This is a genomic window from Bacillus sp. REN3 (assembly GCF_017912555.1).
Lineage (GTDB): Bacteria > Bacillota > Bacilli > Bacillales > Cytobacillaceae > Mesobacillus.
Window position 1 is genome coordinate 106,337 of the sequence record NZ_JAERSD010000013.1, and the last position, 17,299, is coordinate 123,635.

Annotated in this window: 20 protein-coding genes and 1 pseudogene; 16 read left to right on the forward strand and 5 right to left on the reverse strand. The window is 43.9% G+C overall.

The features are described from left to right. Nucleotides 1-55 precede the first annotated feature (55 nt). Nucleotides 56-1,402 (forward strand): dihydrolipoamide acetyltransferase family protein, encoded by a 1,347-nt coding sequence (locus JJQ88_RS12990; RefSeq protein WP_210366394.1) that lies wholly within the window; start codon nucleotides 56-58, stop codon nucleotides 1,400-1,402. A gap of 3 nt (nucleotides 1,403-1,405) precedes the next feature. Then, nucleotides 1,406-2,815 carry a dihydrolipoyl dehydrogenase gene (lpdA, locus tag JJQ88_RS12995; RefSeq protein ID WP_210366396.1) on the forward strand — a complete coding sequence of 470 codons (1,410 nt, stop codon included), beginning with the start codon at nucleotides 1,406-1,408 and terminating at the stop codon, nucleotides 2,813-2,815. Nucleotides 2,816-2,859: 44 nt separating this feature from the next. Here lpdA and JJQ88_RS13000 read toward each other — a convergent pair whose 3' ends face one another. Next, nucleotides 2,860-3,273, reverse strand: coding sequence for a small peptidoglycan-associated lipoprotein (locus tag JJQ88_RS13000; RefSeq protein ID WP_246861148.1), 414 nt, complete (start codon nucleotides 3,271-3,273; stop codon nucleotides 2,860-2,862). Nucleotides 3,274-3,733: 460 nt separating this feature from the next. Here JJQ88_RS13000 and JJQ88_RS13005 point away from each other — a divergent pair, with 460 nt between their 5' ends. Then, the gene (locus JJQ88_RS13005) at nucleotides 3,734-4,564 is read left to right on the forward strand and encodes a polysaccharide deacetylase family protein (RefSeq protein WP_210366398.1); all 831 of its coding nucleotides are present in this window, start codon (nucleotides 3,734-3,736) and stop codon (nucleotides 4,562-4,564) included. A gap of 237 nt (nucleotides 4,565-4,801) precedes the next feature. On the opposite strand, the gene JJQ88_RS13010 is transcribed toward JJQ88_RS13005, so the two are convergent. Continuing rightward, nucleotides 4,802-5,236, reverse strand: coding sequence for a DUF1885 family protein (locus tag JJQ88_RS13010; RefSeq protein WP_210366400.1), 435 nt, complete (start codon nucleotides 5,234-5,236; stop codon nucleotides 4,802-4,804). Nucleotides 5,237-5,391: 155 nt separating this feature from the next. Here JJQ88_RS13010 and JJQ88_RS13015 point away from each other — a divergent pair, with 155 nt between their 5' ends. From JJQ88_RS13015 to JJQ88_RS13035, 5 genes and pseudogenes are all read left to right on the forward strand, one after another. After that, the gene (locus JJQ88_RS13015; RefSeq protein ID WP_210366402.1) at nucleotides 5,392-5,691 is read left to right on the forward strand and encodes a DUF3055 domain-containing protein; all 300 of its coding nucleotides are present in this window, start codon (nucleotides 5,392-5,394) and stop codon (nucleotides 5,689-5,691) included. Between the two features lie 216 nt (nucleotides 5,692-5,907). Beyond that, a complete protein-coding gene (locus JJQ88_RS13020; RefSeq protein WP_210366404.1) occupies nucleotides 5,908-6,030 on the forward strand; it encodes a GapA-binding peptide SR1P in 123 nt (40 codons plus the stop codon). A 245-nt stretch (nucleotides 6,031-6,275) separates the two neighbouring features. After that, nucleotides 6,276-6,545, forward strand: a pseudogene (locus JJQ88_RS13025) (transposase); the annotation flags it as partial. 299 nt (nucleotides 6,546-6,844) lie between these two features. After that, the gene (locus JJQ88_RS13030) at nucleotides 6,845-7,123 is read left to right on the forward strand and encodes an ArsR/SmtB family transcription factor (RefSeq protein WP_210366446.1); all 279 of its coding nucleotides are present in this window, start codon (nucleotides 6,845-6,847) and stop codon (nucleotides 7,121-7,123) included. Nucleotides 7,124-7,239: 116 nt separating this feature from the next. After that, a complete protein-coding gene (locus JJQ88_RS13035) occupies nucleotides 7,240-7,623 on the forward strand; it encodes a VOC family protein (RefSeq protein WP_210366408.1) in 384 nt (127 codons plus the stop codon). A gap of 213 nt (nucleotides 7,624-7,836) precedes the next feature. Here the strand turns inward: JJQ88_RS13035 and JJQ88_RS13040 are convergent, their stop codons facing one another. After that, a complete protein-coding gene (locus tag JJQ88_RS13040; protein ID WP_210366410.1) occupies nucleotides 7,837-9,306 on the reverse strand; it encodes an aminotransferase class I/II-fold pyridoxal phosphate-dependent enzyme in 1,470 nt (489 codons plus the stop codon). Between the two features lie 485 nt (nucleotides 9,307-9,791). On the opposite strand from JJQ88_RS13040, the gene JJQ88_RS13045 reads away from it, so the two are divergent. Together JJQ88_RS13045 and JJQ88_RS13050 are read left to right on the forward strand one after the other, a co-directional pair. Beyond that, entirely contained in the window at nucleotides 9,792-10,754 is a 963-nt protein-coding gene (locus JJQ88_RS13045; protein WP_210366411.1) for an NAD(P)H-dependent flavin oxidoreductase, read from the forward strand. Between the two features lie 73 nt (nucleotides 10,755-10,827). Then, entirely contained in the window at nucleotides 10,828-11,121 is a 294-nt protein-coding gene (locus tag JJQ88_RS13050; RefSeq protein WP_210366412.1) for a UPF0223 family protein, read from the forward strand. A 335-nt stretch (nucleotides 11,122-11,456) separates the two neighbouring features. Here JJQ88_RS13050 and JJQ88_RS13055 read toward each other — a convergent pair whose 3' ends face one another. After that, the gene (locus JJQ88_RS13055) at nucleotides 11,457-12,077 is read right to left on the reverse strand and encodes a YktB family protein (RefSeq protein WP_210366413.1); all 621 of its coding nucleotides are present in this window, start codon (nucleotides 12,075-12,077) and stop codon (nucleotides 11,457-11,459) included. Between the two features lie 161 nt (nucleotides 12,078-12,238). On the opposite strand from JJQ88_RS13055, the gene JJQ88_RS13060 reads away from it, so the two are divergent. The 3 genes from JJQ88_RS13060 to JJQ88_RS13070 all read left to right on the forward strand — a co-directional run bounded on the left by JJQ88_RS13060 (nucleotide 12,239) and on the right by JJQ88_RS13070 (nucleotide 13,945). After that, entirely contained in the window at nucleotides 12,239-12,433 is a 195-nt protein-coding gene (locus JJQ88_RS13060) for a hypothetical protein (RefSeq protein WP_210366414.1), read from the forward strand. Nucleotides 12,434-12,674: 241 nt separating this feature from the next. After that, the gene (locus tag JJQ88_RS13065) at nucleotides 12,675-13,478 is read left to right on the forward strand and encodes an inositol monophosphatase family protein (RefSeq protein ID WP_210366416.1); all 804 of its coding nucleotides are present in this window, start codon (nucleotides 12,675-12,677) and stop codon (nucleotides 13,476-13,478) included. Further along, nucleotides 13,475-13,945 (forward strand): GNAT family N-acetyltransferase, encoded by a 471-nt coding sequence (locus tag JJQ88_RS13070; RefSeq protein ID WP_349237135.1) that lies wholly within the window; start codon nucleotides 13,475-13,477, stop codon nucleotides 13,943-13,945. Before JJQ88_RS13065 ends, JJQ88_RS13070 begins: the two co-directional genes overlap by 4 nt. 223 nt (nucleotides 13,946-14,168) lie before the next feature. Here JJQ88_RS13070 and JJQ88_RS13075 read toward each other — a convergent pair whose 3' ends face one another. Beyond that, the gene (locus JJQ88_RS13075) at nucleotides 14,169-14,354 is read right to left on the reverse strand and encodes a YlaF family protein (RefSeq protein WP_210366420.1); all 186 of its coding nucleotides are present in this window, start codon (nucleotides 14,352-14,354) and stop codon (nucleotides 14,169-14,171) included. Nucleotides 14,355-14,501: 147 nt separating this feature from the next. Here JJQ88_RS13075 and typA point away from each other — a divergent pair, with 147 nt between their 5' ends. The 3 genes from typA to JJQ88_RS13090 are packed head-to-tail and all read left to right on the forward strand — an operon-like array spanning nucleotide 14,502 to nucleotide 16,976. Further along, nucleotides 14,502-16,340 carry a translational GTPase TypA gene (gene typA, locus JJQ88_RS13080; protein WP_210366428.1) on the forward strand — a complete coding sequence of 613 codons (1,839 nt, stop codon included), beginning with the start codon at nucleotides 14,502-14,504 and terminating at the stop codon, nucleotides 16,338-16,340. A gap of 19 nt (nucleotides 16,341-16,359) precedes the next feature. After that, nucleotides 16,360-16,674 carry a YlaH-like family protein gene (locus JJQ88_RS13085; RefSeq protein ID WP_210366430.1) on the forward strand — a complete coding sequence of 105 codons (315 nt, stop codon included), beginning with the start codon at nucleotides 16,360-16,362 and terminating at the stop codon, nucleotides 16,672-16,674. Between the two features lie 11 nt (nucleotides 16,675-16,685). Continuing rightward, nucleotides 16,686-16,976 (forward strand): hypothetical protein, encoded by a 291-nt coding sequence (locus JJQ88_RS13090; RefSeq protein ID WP_210366432.1) that lies wholly within the window; start codon nucleotides 16,686-16,688, stop codon nucleotides 16,974-16,976. Nucleotides 16,977-17,299: the final 323 nt, after the last annotated feature.

Here is a 17,299-nt window from a genome sequence, read left to right on the forward strand (position 1 = left end):
ACCATCATTCTGCAAAAAACAAGCAAGATCGAGAAATCTTAGGAGGGTGAGTTCATTGGCATTCCAATTTAAATTGCCGGACATCGGTGAAGGCATTCACGAAGGCGAAATCGTCAAATGGTTCGTGAAACCTGGCGACAAGGTACAGGAAGATGATGTGCTTTGTGAAGTACAGAACGACAAAGCAGTCGTCGAGATTCCTTCACCAGTTGCTGGTACAGTTGAAGAAATTTTAGTAGAAGAAGGTACGGTAGCTACTGTAGGACAAGTCCTCGTAACCTTCGACGCACCAGGTTATGAAGACCTGAAGTTCAAGGGTGAAGAAGATGCACCTGCTGAGCAGGAGAAAACTGAATCACAGGTCCAGTCCACCATGGAATCCGGCCAAGATCTTAAAAAAGAAGAAACAGATGCTCCGGAACAAGAAGGCCAGACTGGCGCTGGTTCTGCTGCCCAGGTTGAAGTCGATTCCAACCGCCGGGTAGTAGCTATGCCTTCAGTTCGCAAATTCGCTCGTGAAAAAGGCGTAGATATCCGCCAGGTAGCTGGATCCGGCAAAAATGGCCGTGTACTTAAAGAAGATATTGAAAGCTTCTTGAAAGGCGGTGCTGCTGCTTCTCAGGAAGATCAGAAACAAGAGACTGCAAAGGAACAGGAAGGCACAAAACCTGCAGCTTCCCAGCAGGTTCCGCAGGGCCAATATCCGGAAACACGCGAAAAAATGAGCGGAATCAGAAAAGCGATTGCGAAAGCAATGGTGAATTCCAAGCACACTGCTCCACACGTTACACTGATGGACGAAGTGGATGTAGCAAAGCTGGTTGCCCACCGCAAAAAGTTCAAGGAAATTGCTGCAGAAAAGGGTATCAAGCTTACATTCCTGCCTTATGTGGTAAAAGCCTTGACAAGCGCATTGCGTGAATTCCCTGCTTTGAACACTTCGCTGGATGATGAAACAAATGAAATCGTCCATAAGCACTATTACAATATCGGTATCGCAGCAGACACAGAAAAAGGCTTGCTTGTCCCAGTCGTCAAGGATGCTGACCGTAAGTCAGTATTCTCGATTTCTAACGAAATCAACGAACTTGCTGGAAAAGCCCGCGATGGCAAGCTTGCGCCGGATGAAATGAAGGGCGCATCCTGCACGATCACGAATATTGGATCCGCAGGCGGACAATGGTTCACACCTGTCATCAACCATCCGGAAGTCGCAATCCTTGGTATTGGCCGCATTGCAGAGAAACCAGTCGTCAAGGATGGAGAGATCGTAGCTGCGCCTGTCCTTGCGCTTTCATTAAGCTTTGACCACCGGATGATCGATGGCGCAACTGCACAGCATGCATTGAATCACATCAAACGTCTATTGAACGATCCAGAACTATTGTTAATGGAGGGTTAAAAAATGGTAGTAGGAGATTTCCCAATTGAAACTGATACTCTTGTCGTTGGCGCAGGTCCTGGCGGCTATGTGGCAGCTATCCGTGCTGCCCAGCTGGGGCAAAAAGTAACAATAGTTGAAAAAGGTACTGTCGGTGGCGTCTGCCTTAATGTAGGGTGTATCCCTTCAAAGGCACTTATCTCCGCTGGGCACAGGTATGAAACTGCGCTGCATTCCGAAAGCATGGGAATCAAAGCAGAGAACGTAACGCTCGATTTCTCAAAAGTCCAGGAGTTCAAATCAGGAGTAGTCAAGAAGCTTACTGGCGGTGTCGAAGGTTTGCTTAAAGGCAACAAGGTAGAAATCGTCCGTGGCGAGGCATATTTTGTAGATAGCAACACCGTTCGCGTAATGGATGAGAATTCAGCCCAGACATATACTTTCAAAAATGCGATCATCGCTACCGGTTCTCGCCCAATCGAGATTCCTGCATTCAAATATTCGAAGCGTGTACTTGATTCCACAGGAGCCTTGAATCTTGAGGAGCTTCCTGAGAGCATCGTTGTCATCGGCGGCGGATATATCGGTACTGAGCTTGGCGGGGCATATGCAAGCTTTGGTACAAAGGTGACGATCCTTGAAGGTGCTGATGAGATCCTTAACGGCTTTGAGAAACAAATGTCTGCTCTTGTTAAGCGTAACCTTAAGAAAAAGGGCGCAGAGGTAATCACAAAGGCACTAGCTAAAGGTGTAGAGGAAACTGAAACCGGTGTGACTGTCACGTATGAAGCAAAGGGAGAAGAACATAAAATTGAAGCAGACTACGTGTTTGTCATGGTTGGAAGAAAGCCAAATACGGACGAAATGGGCCTTGAACAGGCAGGCGTGGAAATGACAGAGCGTGGGATCATCAAAATCGATAAGCAATGCCGCACGAACGTAAGCAACATTTATGCGATCGGCGATATCGTAGATGGCCCGCCGCTCGCGCACAAAGCATCATATGAAGGGAAAATTGCCGCTGAGGCGATTGCTGGACAGCCTTCTGAAATCGATTATCTGGCCATTCCTGCTGTTGTCTTCTCCGATCCGGAGCTGGCATCTGTTGGATATACTGAAAAGCAGGCTAAGGATGAAGGAATCGAAGCCACTGCGGCTAAATTCCCATTCGCTGCAAACGGCAGGGCTCTTTCCCTTGACCAGAGTGAAGGATTCTTGAAAATTGTAACACGTAAAGAGGATGGACTCGTCATTGGCGCGCAAATAGCTGGACCCAATGCTTCGGACATGATTGCTGAATTAGGGTTGGCAATTGAAGCTGGAATGACAGCTGAAGATCTGGCAATGACAATCCACGCTCACCCAACACTTGGTGAGATTACGATGGAAGCAGCGGAAGTAGCCTTAGGAAACCCTATCCACATCATTAAGTAAATCGCTAATAAAAAAATCCTTTCCGCATTCCGGAAAGGATTTTTTTATTGCGTAATTTCACCTTTTTGAAGAACAGTTGTGAGCGGTTCAATAATCTGTTCCTTTGTTACCGTCCCTTTCACTCTTGCGATGACTCTGTCACCATATACAACAAGGATTGCAGGTGGGCGCTCCACATCGAACGCATCATAATACTTCTTTGCATCAGATGAAGGAATCACCTTCATATTGTCGATTTCTTCTGGGAATTCCTTTTTCAATTCGATGATGGCATCATAATAAGAGGCTTCATACCGATAATCTTCTTCATCTGAGAAAAAGACGATTTGTTTGGTTTCTTTATTTAAATTCAGTGAATCTGAAGCTTGGTTGCTGTTACAGGATGATGTCAGGAAAAGGAACGAAGCGATCAAAACAAAAGAAAAACCTTTCATCTTTTTCTGCCTCTCTTTTATCATTTTCGTGACTCCTTCGGTCACTGATTGTCCATATTCTAACACAGCCATTTTCACAAAATTGTGATGTTATGGAAATGTTACACAAATGAAAAATATCATTCCGCCTTTGACATATACTATAAAACAACCAATGTTTAGCATGTCCGCACAAGGGAAGAAATTATTCAAGATGGTGGTGGAAGAGTTTGAAGGTTTATGCCGTGGTAATGTTGCAATTGATTATCTGGAGTGGATATACATTCACAGAATGGCTTTCGAAACATGACCACCCATTATATAATGTAATAATGTTCATTATTTTCTTTTATTTGGCAGTGATCCTCGGCAACTATATAATGAGTTCCGCAAGGAAAACTTTTTTAACGACATTGCTAAGCCTTGCTATTTATGCATCATTCCATTTTACATTGTCATTCTTTACTTGAACGGCCACAACAGGAAAATACAAGAGGAGGAGAGCATGAAGAACCTATTAGTATTAACTACTGCCGTCGTTTTCCTTGGCGGCTGCGGTCTTTCACAAAACGAAACAGAAAATTCACCACATCGTACAATGAAATCGGCGAATCAGGATTCCTCAAGGGAAGAAAGAGTTGAGGAAAAACCGATTGCTGAAGAACAACCTTCCAGGGAAACAGCAGCTGAGGAAGAAGCAGCTGCCAATCCGAAGTTCCGGATGAAGGACGATTTCTCGCTTGAAAGCATTGAAAATCCTGCTGAAAAGGCAGTACTGCTGACCATCGACGATGCACCTGATAAAAATGCACTCGCGATGGCACAAACACTTCAAAACTTGAATGCAAGAGCCATTTTTTTTGTGAATGGGCACTTCATTGATAGACCTGAGGAAGCAGAAGTTTTAAAAAAAATCCATGATATGGGTTTTTCGATTGGCAACCATACTTATCACCATAAAGGATTGAAGGACCTCCCTGAAGAGGAGCAAAGGAAAGAAATAGTTGAATTGAATGATCGAATCGAGGAAATCACAGGAGAACGCCCGAAATTTTTCAGGGCTCCCTTTGGTGTAAATACAAGCTATAGCAAGCAGATCGCTGCAGAAGAAAAAATGCTGGTCATGAATTGGACATATGGTTATGACTGGGAAAGGGAATACCAATCAAGGGAAGCACTTGCGGATATAATGATCAATACTCCATTGCTCAGGAATGGAGCGAATTTGCTGCTGCATGACAGGAAATGGACAAGCGAAGCGCTTGGAGACATAGTCAAAGGGCTAAAGGGAAAAGGCTACACAGTGGTTGATCCCAAGCTTATTGAAACTCCCTAATTAAGCTACTTGCCGATTCTCGCACAGTGATATGCTTACTCATTCGGGATGCCGACACCCATCATTAAGAGGCATCCCCAGGTCCAAGATAATCAGGAGAGCGGGGGTATAATTGCATCTTTATACTGGCGCATGGTCTTTTGCCACCTTATCCGGGAAAGGGAACTTTTTTTAAGACCTGCCAATTTGCTGGCTTTGTAAGGGAAAGAAACGGCTGCAATCTTAGCAGCCGTTTCTTTATTTCCTTGGGTTGAAATACATGATTCTCCCGTTGAACAAATGCAGTTCACCCTTAAGCTTCTTCGCGAGAAACTTGCTGAATTCATTTGCCTTTCCTTTATCACCCGCTGTGGCGGTTGGAGGAAGGGTGATTTGTATGTATGTTTTTTCTCTCTCCGTGCCATCCTCTTCGGATGCGCTTTCTTTGCCTACACCAATCAAAATTGCATTGTAGCGATCCTGTGAGGAATGAAGATAGAACCAGTTCCCTTTCCCGTCTTCCTTCTCTTTTAGTTCATAAGGAAAAGCAGAGTACTCATAATTCCAATCTACCTGGTCTCCTGTTTTGGCAGTTATCTCCTTGTAATAATTGAATAAGTCCTTCAGCTCCTCTGTGGATATGGTTTGTTGAGATGATGATGGAACAAGTTTGATATAAGCATTACTTGACATGGTCCAATCCCCTTTTTCCGGTCTTTTCTCCCTCATTTTATCATTGTCCGAAAAATAATGACAACAAAATCTGATTTTTGCGCTGTATTGCTTGCATTATTATCAAAAACGAATTATAATAATATTCTAAATATTAAATAAAAAGGAGGAGGCTTATGGAACTATTCGAAAAGCTTTATGATGAGCACGAAAAGGTTCAGGTCAGGTTTGTTGGATTTACCACTGAAGACACTCGCTATGATTTCGGGATTGTGTATACAAATATGTTTTTTGGTAAACCACTTATCGTTTGCATGCAGACAGGACGCTCGGCACTCCTCGATCCAAAGGACATTGAAGACGTAGACCATTTGCAGAGAGCATTCCATATTACGGAAACGAAACAGGCTGAAGATCTTGCGTTATTTTTCAATGAAGAGTTGCCGACATCCCCTTTCCAGACACAATATGATTGAACATAAAAAAACAGGCCAACTGGTCTGTTTTTTTATGTTAATGTGTCATACTAATTATGAAAATACCATACTTATTGCAATAAAATACATGATAACGTAAAAAAATAATGAAAGTGTTATACAATTTAGGCTTGAAATTTGAATAGTGTTATATTATTATAAAACTACAGATGTTGAAGCGCTTTCAAAAAACTTACGTAAAGGGGTTTTGCAAAGATGGGTACTATCGTATGCCAAACATGCAATTCTACAATCGACCATTTTGAGGATGAAAAAGTTTCCGTGCTATATTCTAAAGTCTGTGACTGCTGCTGTGATGATCACGCAGAAGAAAAATAATACTTGCAGTGAGAATATAAGGCATGCGCAGCATGCCTTTTTTTTGTAGAACAGAAAGAGGCTGCCCTAAAAGTATAACTTTTGGGATAGCCTCTTTTCTTTTGCTTGTAAAAGTACCCGTTGATTTGTGCTCCAGGCACTTCGACGGACAGGAAGTCCTAGTCAACTAAGTGTGCAATGTCTATCGTGATAAGCGTAATAGAATCGCCCTTTTTTGGCATATTGTAGTCACCGCAAATACAAACCAAAAGATACAAGTATCCATGGAAAATTGGAAACAGCGAAAAGAGATCCAGGAACGCCTTTCCACAGAGGATGGAATCGAGCTGTACCGAAAATGGAAACTTGAACCGGAACCCGTCTTCGTCAATATCAAGCACAATAGCTGCTTCAAGAGGTTTTCCTTAAGAGGCCTTTCCAAAAACACGGGGAAATGGGGCCTGGTTTGTGCTGCCCGCAATTTGAGGAAGTGGGCAAGAAAAAGACAAATGAAGGAAAATATACAGAGGAAATAAGCTGAAGAAATGCGCCTACTGGGTGCGAAAAACCATGGAAAACCGTTAGTTTTTCCATGGAAAAAAAAGGCTGCCAAAAGGCCAAAAATCATGACCTTTTAGGACAGCACCTTCAAAAAGCCCATAGCGTGCTTTTTAAAAACAACTTATTAAACGGTGCATTTAGTTAAATAAGAAAAGTGATAATAATTCAAACTACTCTAAATGGCTTTAACAATTGCAAGATACGGTTCCTTATCGCGCAATCATACAGTTACTTATGGTTGACGGGCAACCTGATAGTTGCTTATACTCAATATATGAATTGGGACAAAGACACTATATTTAAAGCACTTGGCGACTCGACTCGCCGACTAATATTAGACGAACTTTCTGAATGCAATGAGCAGACGTTGTATGAACTTACGGTACGTCTCATTACGAATCACGGCCTTTCTATTTCGAGACAGGGGATAGCTAAACATCTTTCTGTACTGGAAGATGCAGGGCTTGTAAAATCAAAAAAAAAGGGAAAATATCGTGTATTGAAATTCAACAACGAACCACTTAAAAATTTGCTGAAAGGATGGATAGAGTAATTTTATAAAATCGGAACAGGACTTCTAAAAAATATGTGGGATGATTTGCTTGCGGTCAGATGGTTAGCTTTAACACGATGCGACCCAAATATTTTTCAAAGGAGACAAAAACCAATATGAAAATCATTGTTACTAGTATATTCGTACAAGATCAAGACAAAGCACTGGAGTTTTATTCAGAAAAACTGGGGTTTGTAAAAAAAGAAGACGTTCCTGTAGGAGAATTTAGGTGGATATCTCTTGTTTCTCCAGATAATCAAGACGGAGTTGAGCTTTTACTCGAACCGAATGACCATCCTGCCTCTAAAGAGTTTCAAAAGAAGATCTATAATGAAGGCATCCCAGCAACAATGTTTGGGGTTGTAGATATCCGCAAAGAATACGAACGATTAATGAAAAATGGCGTGAAGTTTTCTATGGAGCCGACAAAAATGGGGGAGGTCACAATAGCTGTCTTTGATGATACATGCGGCAACCTTATTCAGATAGTCCAGAAGTAACTTCAGACAAAGTAACGTAGTTCTTATTTGGAGTGTTGACAAGTGGCTTTTTTATTTTGTGCTTGAAAATTTGGCCGAGCATCAAATTATTTTCCGTAAAGATGGCCACCGGTAACAAAGGGTGGCCAATGCTCGGCTCTTTTCAAAAAGATTGTTGATTTTATACAAGGCTTGATCGCAGGTACACATTTCGTCTGAAAAAGAGCAATACTTTTAAATGATTGCTTTATGTTCTTTGATGACCCTCAGGTATTTTAATGAATCATCCTCAGGTCCCTGAACAGGCAGGCCGGCTTCCATGTTCGTCTTAATGTAAATCAGATTTTCTTCTGTTATGATTTCACCTGGTATAAAAATCGGAATGCCTGGAGGGTAAACCATAACAAATTCTGCAATGATCCTTCCTTCCGATTCATCGAATGGGACAACTTCAGTGTCAGCATAGAAAGCATCCCGAGGTGTCAGGGCTAATAGCGGAATATCCGGGAGCATGACATCGGAATGCACTTTTTCAGCAAGCTTATGGTATTCTTTCGAAAGCTCGCGGAGTGCTTCCACAAGAATTTCAGCTTCCTTTTGAGTGTCTCCTGGAGTGATGATGCAAAGGATATTATATAAATCCGAAAGTTCGACTTCGATATTGTATTCTGCACGAAGCCATTTCTCTACTTCATACCCCGTGATATTCAGGTCCTTGACACTGACGAGCACTTTTGTCGGGTCGAAATCGTAGGTAGCGTTCGTGCCAAGCAAGTCTTCCCCAGGACAGTAAAGGTGCTCGATTTCGTTGACCTGCCTCCGGATCCATTGAGCCAGTTTGATCGTCCTGCCGATGATTTCCTTACCCTCTGTCGCAAGCCTTCTTCTGGCAGTATCCAATGAAGCCAGAAGCAAGTATGAAGTAGAAGTGGTCGTCAACATACTGAGGATGGATTGGACGCGATTCGCTGAAACAAGGCCTTCCTTTACATTCAGGATCGAACTTTGCGTCATTGAGCCACCAAGCTTGTGGACACTCGTTGCTGCCATATCCGCCCCCGCCTGCATGGCTGAGAGTGGAAGGTCCTCATGGAAATGGATATGGACGCCATGTGCCTCGTCGACAAGTACAGGAACATCATAGGAGTGGGCAATTTCAACAATCTTCTTTAAATCCGCAGCAAAGCCGAAGTAAGTAGGGTTGATGACCAGCAGCCCTTTCGCATCAGGGTGCTGTTTTAGTGCCCGTTTTACGGAATCAGTCGTGATTCCATGGGAAATGCCCAGCTTATGGTCTATTTCCGGATGGATGAAGATTGGGATGGCTCCGGAAAAGACGATGGCGGACATAATCGATTTATGGACGTTTCTTGGGATGATGATTTTATCCCCGGGTCCGCAGACCGTCATAATCATTGTCATGATTGCTCCGCTTGTTCCCTGGACCGAAAAGAACGTGTGATCTGCACCGAAGGCTTCAGCTGCGAGATCCTGGGCATCTTTTATGATCCCCTTTGGGGAATGGAGGTCATCAAGCGGCCCGATGTTTATCAAGTCAATCGAAAGGGCGTTTTCGCCAATGAAGTCCTTGAACGCAGGATCGATGCCGCTTCCTTTTTTATGTCCTGGTATATGAAATTGGATTGGATTCTTTTTTGCGTGCTTTAGAAGACTGGTGAATAATGGTGTTTCGTATTGTGACAATGGATGATCACACCTCTTCTTGAATGGGATTATTATTGAGCGAAAGCTCGATTGACGCAATATGCCGTTTTGGCCGAGTATTGTGTCCATATTGCTTTATCGTTCATTATTGTCAGTGGCAATAAGGACTATGAAAAACACATTGTTGGGAAAAGTCCGCCAGCGGGATAAAAGGATGTTTCGGTTGACAGAGCGATGCTGGGAGACACAAGCGTTTTTCTTATAAGATGGCCTCTTCTAAAAAACCAACAATTCAAAGCGAAAAAATAAAACAAATGCATTATAGCACTAAACAGGTGCTTTGCAAAGAAATTTTGTTGGAAGGAACGGATAGACATCCCATCTTGTTGGTTTGCTGCAGATTGTTAAATGATTGGCCATGGCAAAGACTTTAAAACTTATCAAAGCTTAGAAAAGATAAAAACAGGATTAGCTTGATGAAAATCGAATAGTACTATAAAGGACGTAAATAGGGGAGAGATTATATGAATTGGAAAACAGATGTGACTGAACTGCTGGGAATAAGATACCCAATTGTCCAGGGGGGACTAGCCTACTTAGCCTATTCCGAATTAGCCGCAGCCGTCTCCAATGCAGGAGGGCTTGGGCAGATTACCGCTATGTCTCTGCCGGATCCCGAGGCATTGAGAGCGGAAATACATAAAGTAAGAAAGCTTACAGATCAGCCATTCGGAGTGAATTTTGCGATTGGCCAGCACGGACGGCCTTTTTCTCACTATCTGGATGTGGCCATCGAGGAGAAGGTCCCTGTCATTTCGATGACAGGCGGGAATCCAGCGCCTATCTTCGAACAGCTTGAAGGAACAAAGTGTAAAAAACTTGTCCTGGTAGCGGCGAAGAGGCAGGCGCAGAAGGCGGAAGAACTGGGGGCTGACGCCGTCATGGTTGTCGGACAGGAGGGGGGAGGACATCTCGGGAAAAGTGATGTAGGAACGATGGTCCTCATTCCTTCTGTTGTTGATGCTGTCAGCATCCCTGTGATCGCTTCAGGCGGAATTGGGGATGGCAGAGGGCTGATGGCGGCATTGAGTCTTGGCGCCCAGGGGATTGAAATGGGAACGAGATTCATTGCTACGAAAGAATGTGTCCATGCTAGCGCAGTGTATAAAAAACGTCTTATTGAAGGAACAGAATATGATACGGCTGTGATAAAAAAGACACTGGGCATGCCAGCCAGAGCGATTGCCAACCCTCATACAGAACGAATCCTCGAAATTGAAAAAAGCAGCGGTGGAAGCTATGAGGCTTTGAAGGATTTGATCAGCGGCGCAGCAAACAGGAAATACATTTATGATGGAGATGAAGAAAAGGGATTCGGCTGGGCAGGACAAGTAATGGGGCTGATCAAGGATTCCCCTGCTGTTGCAGACCTGTTCGCAAGAATCATTTCCGAAGCAGAAGATATAAGGAAAAAGTGGGGACAGTAAGGGAACGAAGGATTGCGTTCTGTATTTGGAATGGGTAAAATCAACTAAGATTCTTGCAAAAGCAGGTGGGAAAATGGAATACCAATATCCGATAGACTATACATGGTCAACAGCTGAAATTGTCGATGTGATCCATTTTTTTGAATGCATCGAAAAGGCATATGAAAAGGGCATCGACCGTGATGAATTGCTGGCAGCGTATCGCCGTTTCAAGGAAATCGTGCCGGGGAAGGCAGAAGAGAAGACCATCTTCAATCAATTCGAGGAAGCGAGTGGTTATGCTTCCTATCAAGCGGTGAGAGAAATAAGACACTCCCGTGCAGGGGACAGGATCAAGGTTTCTGCTCAGAAAAAGAAACTTAGATAATATGAAAGGATAAAGCGGCCCATTTCTGCATGGGCCGCTTTGCTTTTAGCTATATCAGCATTCAATCGGATCATCCTGAAACTGTCCTGACTGGACTCGATTTGCCCAGACAGCATAATAAATTGGCGCCAGCGATCACTGCCCTTCATTTCTGGAATCCTAAATGCAGTAAGGCTTATCCAATCGCTTCGGGGTTTATGAACCCAATGGCTCCTATAGGGAGGGATGCGCTTTTTGACAATATTATACGCTCGCAGCATGGCGGGGTTTCTTCTACAGTGATCCACCCTTTCCGCAGCCGGTTTCACCATTATTAAACCAAGTTATTTCTAGGTTTATGCCATTTTATATAGGGGTAATATCTCTTTAAATACAGCATCGATCTTTGAAAGCATTTGATCACCGCTCAGCTTTACGGCATCTTCCCGGGAAATGTTCATGCCACAAAGAATTTCAGCTTTCTTGACGGTTTGAAGTCTTGTGAACATCTTGAGCAGTTCTTCCTTGGAAAGCTCGCCATGCTGCACAGCTTCTGGCTTCATATGATCGCCTGACCAGTAAAAATCCTCCGGGATTTGGCTGTATATCGTTTGAATGTCCGCAGCCAGCTTTTTACCGAATTCTGTTTTGCCAGGTGCTTCATATATGACGGCAAACCAGATGAAAACATGGGTCTCCCAAAGGCCAATCTGAAAATGAGGCAGCATTTTGTAGCCCCTTGGATTAGGCGCAAAAGCGACCCAAGTATCCTTAGGGGGATTGATCGTCCGGCGGGCGTGTTTAGCCACATGGTAATGCATTTCTTCACCTGCAAGACTAGATAAGGTTGGAGCGAAATGCTTACCTAGCTCTTCAAGCTTAGGGCGGACCTGGAGCTTCAGCGCTTCCATTCTTTCATCCAGGCCGTCAATTGCGAACACATCGAAATCTGTATCTGTGAATCCTGAAAAAGACAATATGAAAACCTCCTCATTCTTTGTCAAATATTGTAGCAAAAGCTTCTTTAAAAAAGAAGCGCAAGGCATCGTATAGGTATTAACACAATTTTGTACCATTGAAAATGACCGGGCATACAATAAATAAAATTCCAAAAGATTCAGAAGGAGTGTAAACCATAATGAAACAGCTGATTAACTCAACAAGAAAAAGAAATAGCGAAAGGCAGAGGACAGCGGTTCTCCGTCTGGAAATGGACTATGAACTGGCTACACTGTATGACGCCATGAATGATTCCGATAAGCCGAAGATGAAAGAGTGCAAGCAAAGACTTGAGAGAATCCGTCAGGAACTGCTTCGCCTGAAAGCATTGTAATTAAAAGATGGAATAGGGGAAAAGAAGGTAGCAAGATGATGATAACTGATTATCAATGTGTGTAACGAACTCCTGCCGTGAAGAAGGAGTTCGTTTCTTATGTCATCAGGGAACAAGTTGCATGCTTTCCTTCCTTACAGGGGAAGGATAATACTTGATGGGATCGAATCTTTTCGGCTAAGCTAAAAAGAGGGTCCTGAAGCAAGGCTTTCAGAAAAAAGATGATTGGGGGAAAAGCTGAATGGATTACAACCTGGAGGAAATCGATACATATGCAAAGCTGTGGATAAAAGAAGCAGGAGAAAAAATCAGGGCTTCGTTTCCGAAAACGCTGAATGTTACTTCCAAATCAAACCCAAACGACCTAGTTACGGATATTGATAAAAGCACTGAACAATTTTTTATAGAAAAGATCAGGGAAACCTTTCCTGATCATCGGATAATAGGAGAAGAAGGGTATGGAGATGAAATTAAAGACCTCGACGGTGTTGTCTGGATCATAGATCCTATCGACGGAACTATGAATTTTGTCCATCAGCAACGTAATTTTGCCATTTCCATTGGCATTTATATAAATGGCAATGGCAAGATCGGCTTGATTTATGATGTAGTCCATGATGAACTATATCACTGCATCGTCGGACAGGGAGTTCATTTGAATGGAGAGCCAATCCCTAAACTCGATGAAACAACGGTAAGCGAAGCGGTCATCGGGATAAATGCAACATGGGTGACACCGAACAGGCGCATCGATCATGAATTGCTTGTCCCGCTCGTGAAGGCTGTCCGCGGCACCCGTTCATATGGGTCTGCTGCCATGGAAATGGTGTATGTTGCCACCGGCAGGATTGATGCTTATTTAACGCCGCGGCTCGCGCCGTGGGATTTTGCCGCAGGCATTATCCTGATTAAAGAGCTGGGGGGGGAAGCGACTAACCTTAGAGGGGAAGAGCTTGATATGTTGGAGGAGAATTCGATTTTCGTTTCCAAACCTGGCCTTCATAATGAAATCCTCGAAAAGTACCTAAAGGATGGGAAATGGTGAATTTAACGTGGAGACGATTCATCCGGCCGGAAGATACACCATTTTTGGATGAATTATCAAAAGGAAGCAGGAAGTGGAGGGAAATTGAGCTGAAGGACTTGGACTTGCCTGCCTATATGGAGCAATATGATGGAATGCAAGGTGAATGGCGGATTTGGGAGACTGATGGCAGCCCGGCTGCGATTTCCTTCCATCTGGAATCTGCTCCTTCCAATCAGAAACCATGGCTTGGCACCCTGCTTGTCAGGCCAGAGGATAGGCGCAAGGGAATCGCTGGCACCCTCATCGCCAATTTATGTAAGGAATTAAGGGATAAAGACTGTAAAGTCCTTTTTTCAGCAGTACCGATTGAAGAATACGAATGGGTCAATTTTTTAAGTGACTGTGGTTTCGAACAATTTAAAACGGAGGATCATGAGGATGTTATTTACTTGATCATGGTCCGGCCATTGGATGAGCCGGTTTGAATGCCGGATTTTTGCTTCTGGAAAAGTACCATCACAAAATTCGAATAAAGGGAAAATGAAAAAATGGTTAACTGGATTCCCGCAAGGCTTTTTAGAATGAACCTTGCTTTTTGTTCCTTCGAAAGTGAAGGGCAAACTTAAATATACCGCGGGATCTCCATCCTTCCCAACAAAAAATCATAAACCGGGCTTTAAGTAAGAAGCCCGGTTTATCGTTTAGGAATCAAAGCTCCCCGCTTTCCCTCATTTTCTTTTTAGTCTTAAAGCCAAATCCCATCACAACTACCAAAGCGACGATACTGGCAATAGCACCAATGGCACTGCGTTCGCCAATAGCTATTCCTATACCGATCATGCAGGAAGCGGCGGCAAAGGCAAAGAACAGCATCGGCCATTTGATTTCCTTCAATATTGTCCCTCCGTTCATAATCTGAATCATATTTAATGGTATCTTTAATTGTACAATAAAATGCTTTTAAGTTTCCATAGGAATTATGTTATAATATTTAAGTTGTTCAAAAAGCTAAACTTTAAAGCTAAAGGCAGGGTGACTTATTTGAAAATAAGAGAAGATATAAGGAATATAGCAATCATTGCCCACGTTGACCATGGCAAAACGACATTGGTCGACCAGCTCCTAAGACAGTCAGGCACTTTCCGTGCAAATGAAAATGTAGAAGAGCGGGCGATGGACTCAAATGATTTGGAAAGGGAACGCGGGATCACGATCCTTGCGAAAAATACAGCAATCCAATATAAAAATACACGGATCAACATTCTGGATACTCCGGGGCACGCTGACTTCGGCGGCGAGGTAGAGCGGATCATGAAAATGGTCGATGGCGTCCTGCTGGTAGTCGATGCTTATGAGGGCTGCATGCCTCAGACGCGATTCGTACTGAAAAAAGCCCTTGAGCAGCGATTGACTCCAATTGTGGTTGTCAACAAGATTGACCGTGACTTTGTCAGGCCACAGGAGGTTGTCGATGAAGTGCTTGACCTTTTCATCGAGCTTGGCGCGGACGAAGACCAGCTTGAATTCCCAGTAGTCTATGCTTCTGGGATTAACGGAACAGCAAGCCTTGACTATGAAAAGCAGGATGAGAACATGCAGGCCCTGTATGAATCCATTCTCGAACATATCCCTGCACCAGTTGATAATCGCGAAGAGCCGCTGCAATTCCAGGTAGCTCTGCTTGATTACAATGATTATGTTGGAAGAATCGGGATTGGTCGGGTATTCCGTGGTACAATGAAGGTCGGCCAGCAGGTGGCGCTTATGAAGCTTGACGGGTCCGTGAAGCAATTCCGGGTGTCGAAAATTTTTGGCTTCTTTGGCCTCAAACGCCAGGAGATACAGGAAGCATTTGCCGGCGACCTTGTTGCAGTTTCAGGCATGGAGGATATCAATGTTGGGGAAACGGTCTGCCCGTCCGGCCATGAGGATCCTCTTCCGGTCCTGAGAATCGATGAACCTACGCTGCAAATGACCTTCCTTGTCAACAACAGTCCTTTCGCCGGCAGAGAGGGCAAGTACCTGACTGCAAGGAAGATTGAAGAACGTCTTCGTGCCCAGCTCCAGACAGATGTCAGCTTAAGGGTTGATAATACAGATTCTCCTGATGCATGGATCGTTTCCGGAAGAGGGGAGCTTCACCTTTCTGTCTTGATTGAAAACATGCGCCGTGAAGGATATGAACTTCAGGTTTCCAAGCCAGAAGTCATTGTCAAGGAAATCGACGGAGTCAGATGCGAACCTGTTGAACGCGTCCAAATCGATGTTCCTGAAGAAAATACTGGAGCGGTAATGGAATCGATCGGAGCCCGTAAAGGTGAAATGCTCGACATGATCAATAGCGGAAATGGACAAGTCCGTTTGGTTTTCAATGTCCCTGCACGCGGCTTAATTGGATACACTACTGAATTTTTAACATTGACCCGTGGATATGGTATCATTAACCATACATTTGACAGTTATCAGCCCATGCTCCAGGGACAGGTTGGCGGACGACGCCAAGGTGTGCTTGTTTCCATGGAATCAGGTAAGGCTTCGACATACGGAATCATGCAGGTGGAAGACCGCGGTACGATTTTCGTGGAGCCGGGAACAGAAATTTACGAAGGCATGATTGTCGGTGAGCATACACGCGAAAATGACATAACTGTCAATATCACAAAGGTCAAGCAGGCAACCAATGTCCGTTCAGCCACGAAAGACCAGACAGCGGTCATCAAGAAGCCCAAGATCATGACGCTCGAGGAGTCTCTCGAATACCTGGACGATGATGAGTATTGCGAAGTGACACCTGAATCAATCCGCCTTCGCAAAAAGATCCTTGATAAAAATGAACGCGAGCGGATCGCAAAGAAGAAAAAATTTGCCGAGAAGGAATAGCGATAGGGGGTAAAAGGGTATGGATGTAAGCGAAAGATTATCATTTTTTGCCGCACTCTATAAGGTTGATGAAAATCCCGATGCAGGGATGTGGATGTTGTATATTACGATTGTGGCGCTAAGCATCCTTGTTTTCAAGCTTGGGTTTGCGCAAAAACTGCCAATAGCTAAAACAATCATCATTTACCTGTTCCTGATCATCGGCTGCACAGTCCTTACCTTCCTTGGTGTTTTCCTTCCAATCGCAGAAGGTCTGGTAGCTGCTGCCTTGATCTTGATCATTTATAAGCTTAGACTGCGGCAGCATAAAAAAGAAGATATGAAAGCTGAATAGGGGTTGAGGACTTGAAATCTCTACAGGATGCTATCTACAATTGGTTGACGATCAAGATTGTCAGTGATGCAAGACCTGAGGATACAGCTGCTCGCGAGACAGCTCAAATGTTCGAACAAATCCTGGCGGATGACCATAAGGTCGAGTCCCGTGAGGTAAAAAAGGACGCAATGATGTACTATGTAACAGTCAGCCAGGATGGGAATACGAAAGAATATCGATTCCCCCGTTCATTGATTGAAGTCATGCTTGAGCAAATCCAGCAGGAGCCAGAAAAATACGTTAATTTTCCTGATGAATAAAAACGATCAAGTGTTGCTCAATAAAATGGGGACATTGACAAAGCGAATCCGCTGCAAACCTTGGGAACGCTGCTGCCTGCCCTAACAGACGAATACGAAAGCATTAGACGATGTGAATGCGAAGGCCAGTTGTTTAATTAGCGGGATAGTTCGAAACAGTACCTTTGAAATGTCGGGAACCCGGATAGTTTGCAAAGTGCCGATACGATAAAAAACCGCCCAAGCTTGGGCGGTTTTTCTTGTTCAGCGTGCCCAGGCAAGCCGTTAATTGCTAGTTGGTGAAAGTCCAATCTGAGTAAGTGCCAAGACGCTCAGTAGCTGAC

Excerpts from the sequence above, each read along its gene's own strand:
- JJQ88_RS13050 (WP_210366412.1), top strand. The coding sequence starts at position 10,828 with ATGGAATACCAATATCCGATAGACTATACATGGTCAACAGCTGAAATT.
- JJQ88_RS13035 (WP_210366408.1), top strand. The coding sequence starts at position 7,240 with ATGAAAATCATTGTTACTAGTATATTCGTACAAGATCAAGACAAAGCA.
- JJQ88_RS13015 (WP_210366402.1), top strand. The coding sequence starts at position 5,392 with ATGGAACTATTCGAAAAGCTTTATGATGAGCACGAAAAGGTTCAGGTC.
- JJQ88_RS13010 (WP_210366400.1), bottom strand. The coding sequence starts at position 5,236 with ATGTCAAGTAATGCTTATATCAAACTTGTTCCATCATCATCTCAACAA.
- JJQ88_RS13020 (WP_210366404.1), top strand. The coding sequence starts at position 5,908 with ATGGGTACTATCGTATGCCAAACATGCAATTCTACAATCGACCATTTT.
- JJQ88_RS13085 (WP_210366430.1), top strand. The coding sequence starts at position 16,360 with ATGGATGTAAGCGAAAGATTATCATTTTTTGCCGCACTCTATAAGGTT.
- JJQ88_RS13060 (WP_210366414.1), top strand. The coding sequence starts at position 12,239 with ATGAAACAGCTGATTAACTCAACAAGAAAAAGAAATAGCGAAAGGCAG.
- JJQ88_RS13005 (WP_210366398.1), top strand. The coding sequence starts at position 3,734 with ATGAAGAACCTATTAGTATTAACTACTGCCGTCGTTTTCCTTGGCGGC.
- JJQ88_RS13030 (WP_210366446.1), top strand. The coding sequence starts at position 6,845 with ATGAATTGGGACAAAGACACTATATTTAAAGCACTTGGCGACTCGACT.
- lpdA (WP_210366396.1), top strand. The coding sequence starts at position 1,406 with ATGGTAGTAGGAGATTTCCCAATTGAAACTGATACTCTTGTCGTTGGC.
- JJQ88_RS13000 (WP_246861148.1), bottom strand. The coding sequence starts at position 3,273 with ATGATAAAAGAGAGGCAGAAAAAGATGAAAGGTTTTTCTTTTGTTTTG.
- JJQ88_RS13045 (WP_210366411.1), top strand. The coding sequence starts at position 9,792 with ATGAATTGGAAAACAGATGTGACTGAACTGCTGGGAATAAGATACCCA.
- JJQ88_RS13065 (WP_210366416.1), top strand. The coding sequence starts at position 12,675 with ATGGATTACAACCTGGAGGAAATCGATACATATGCAAAGCTGTGGATA.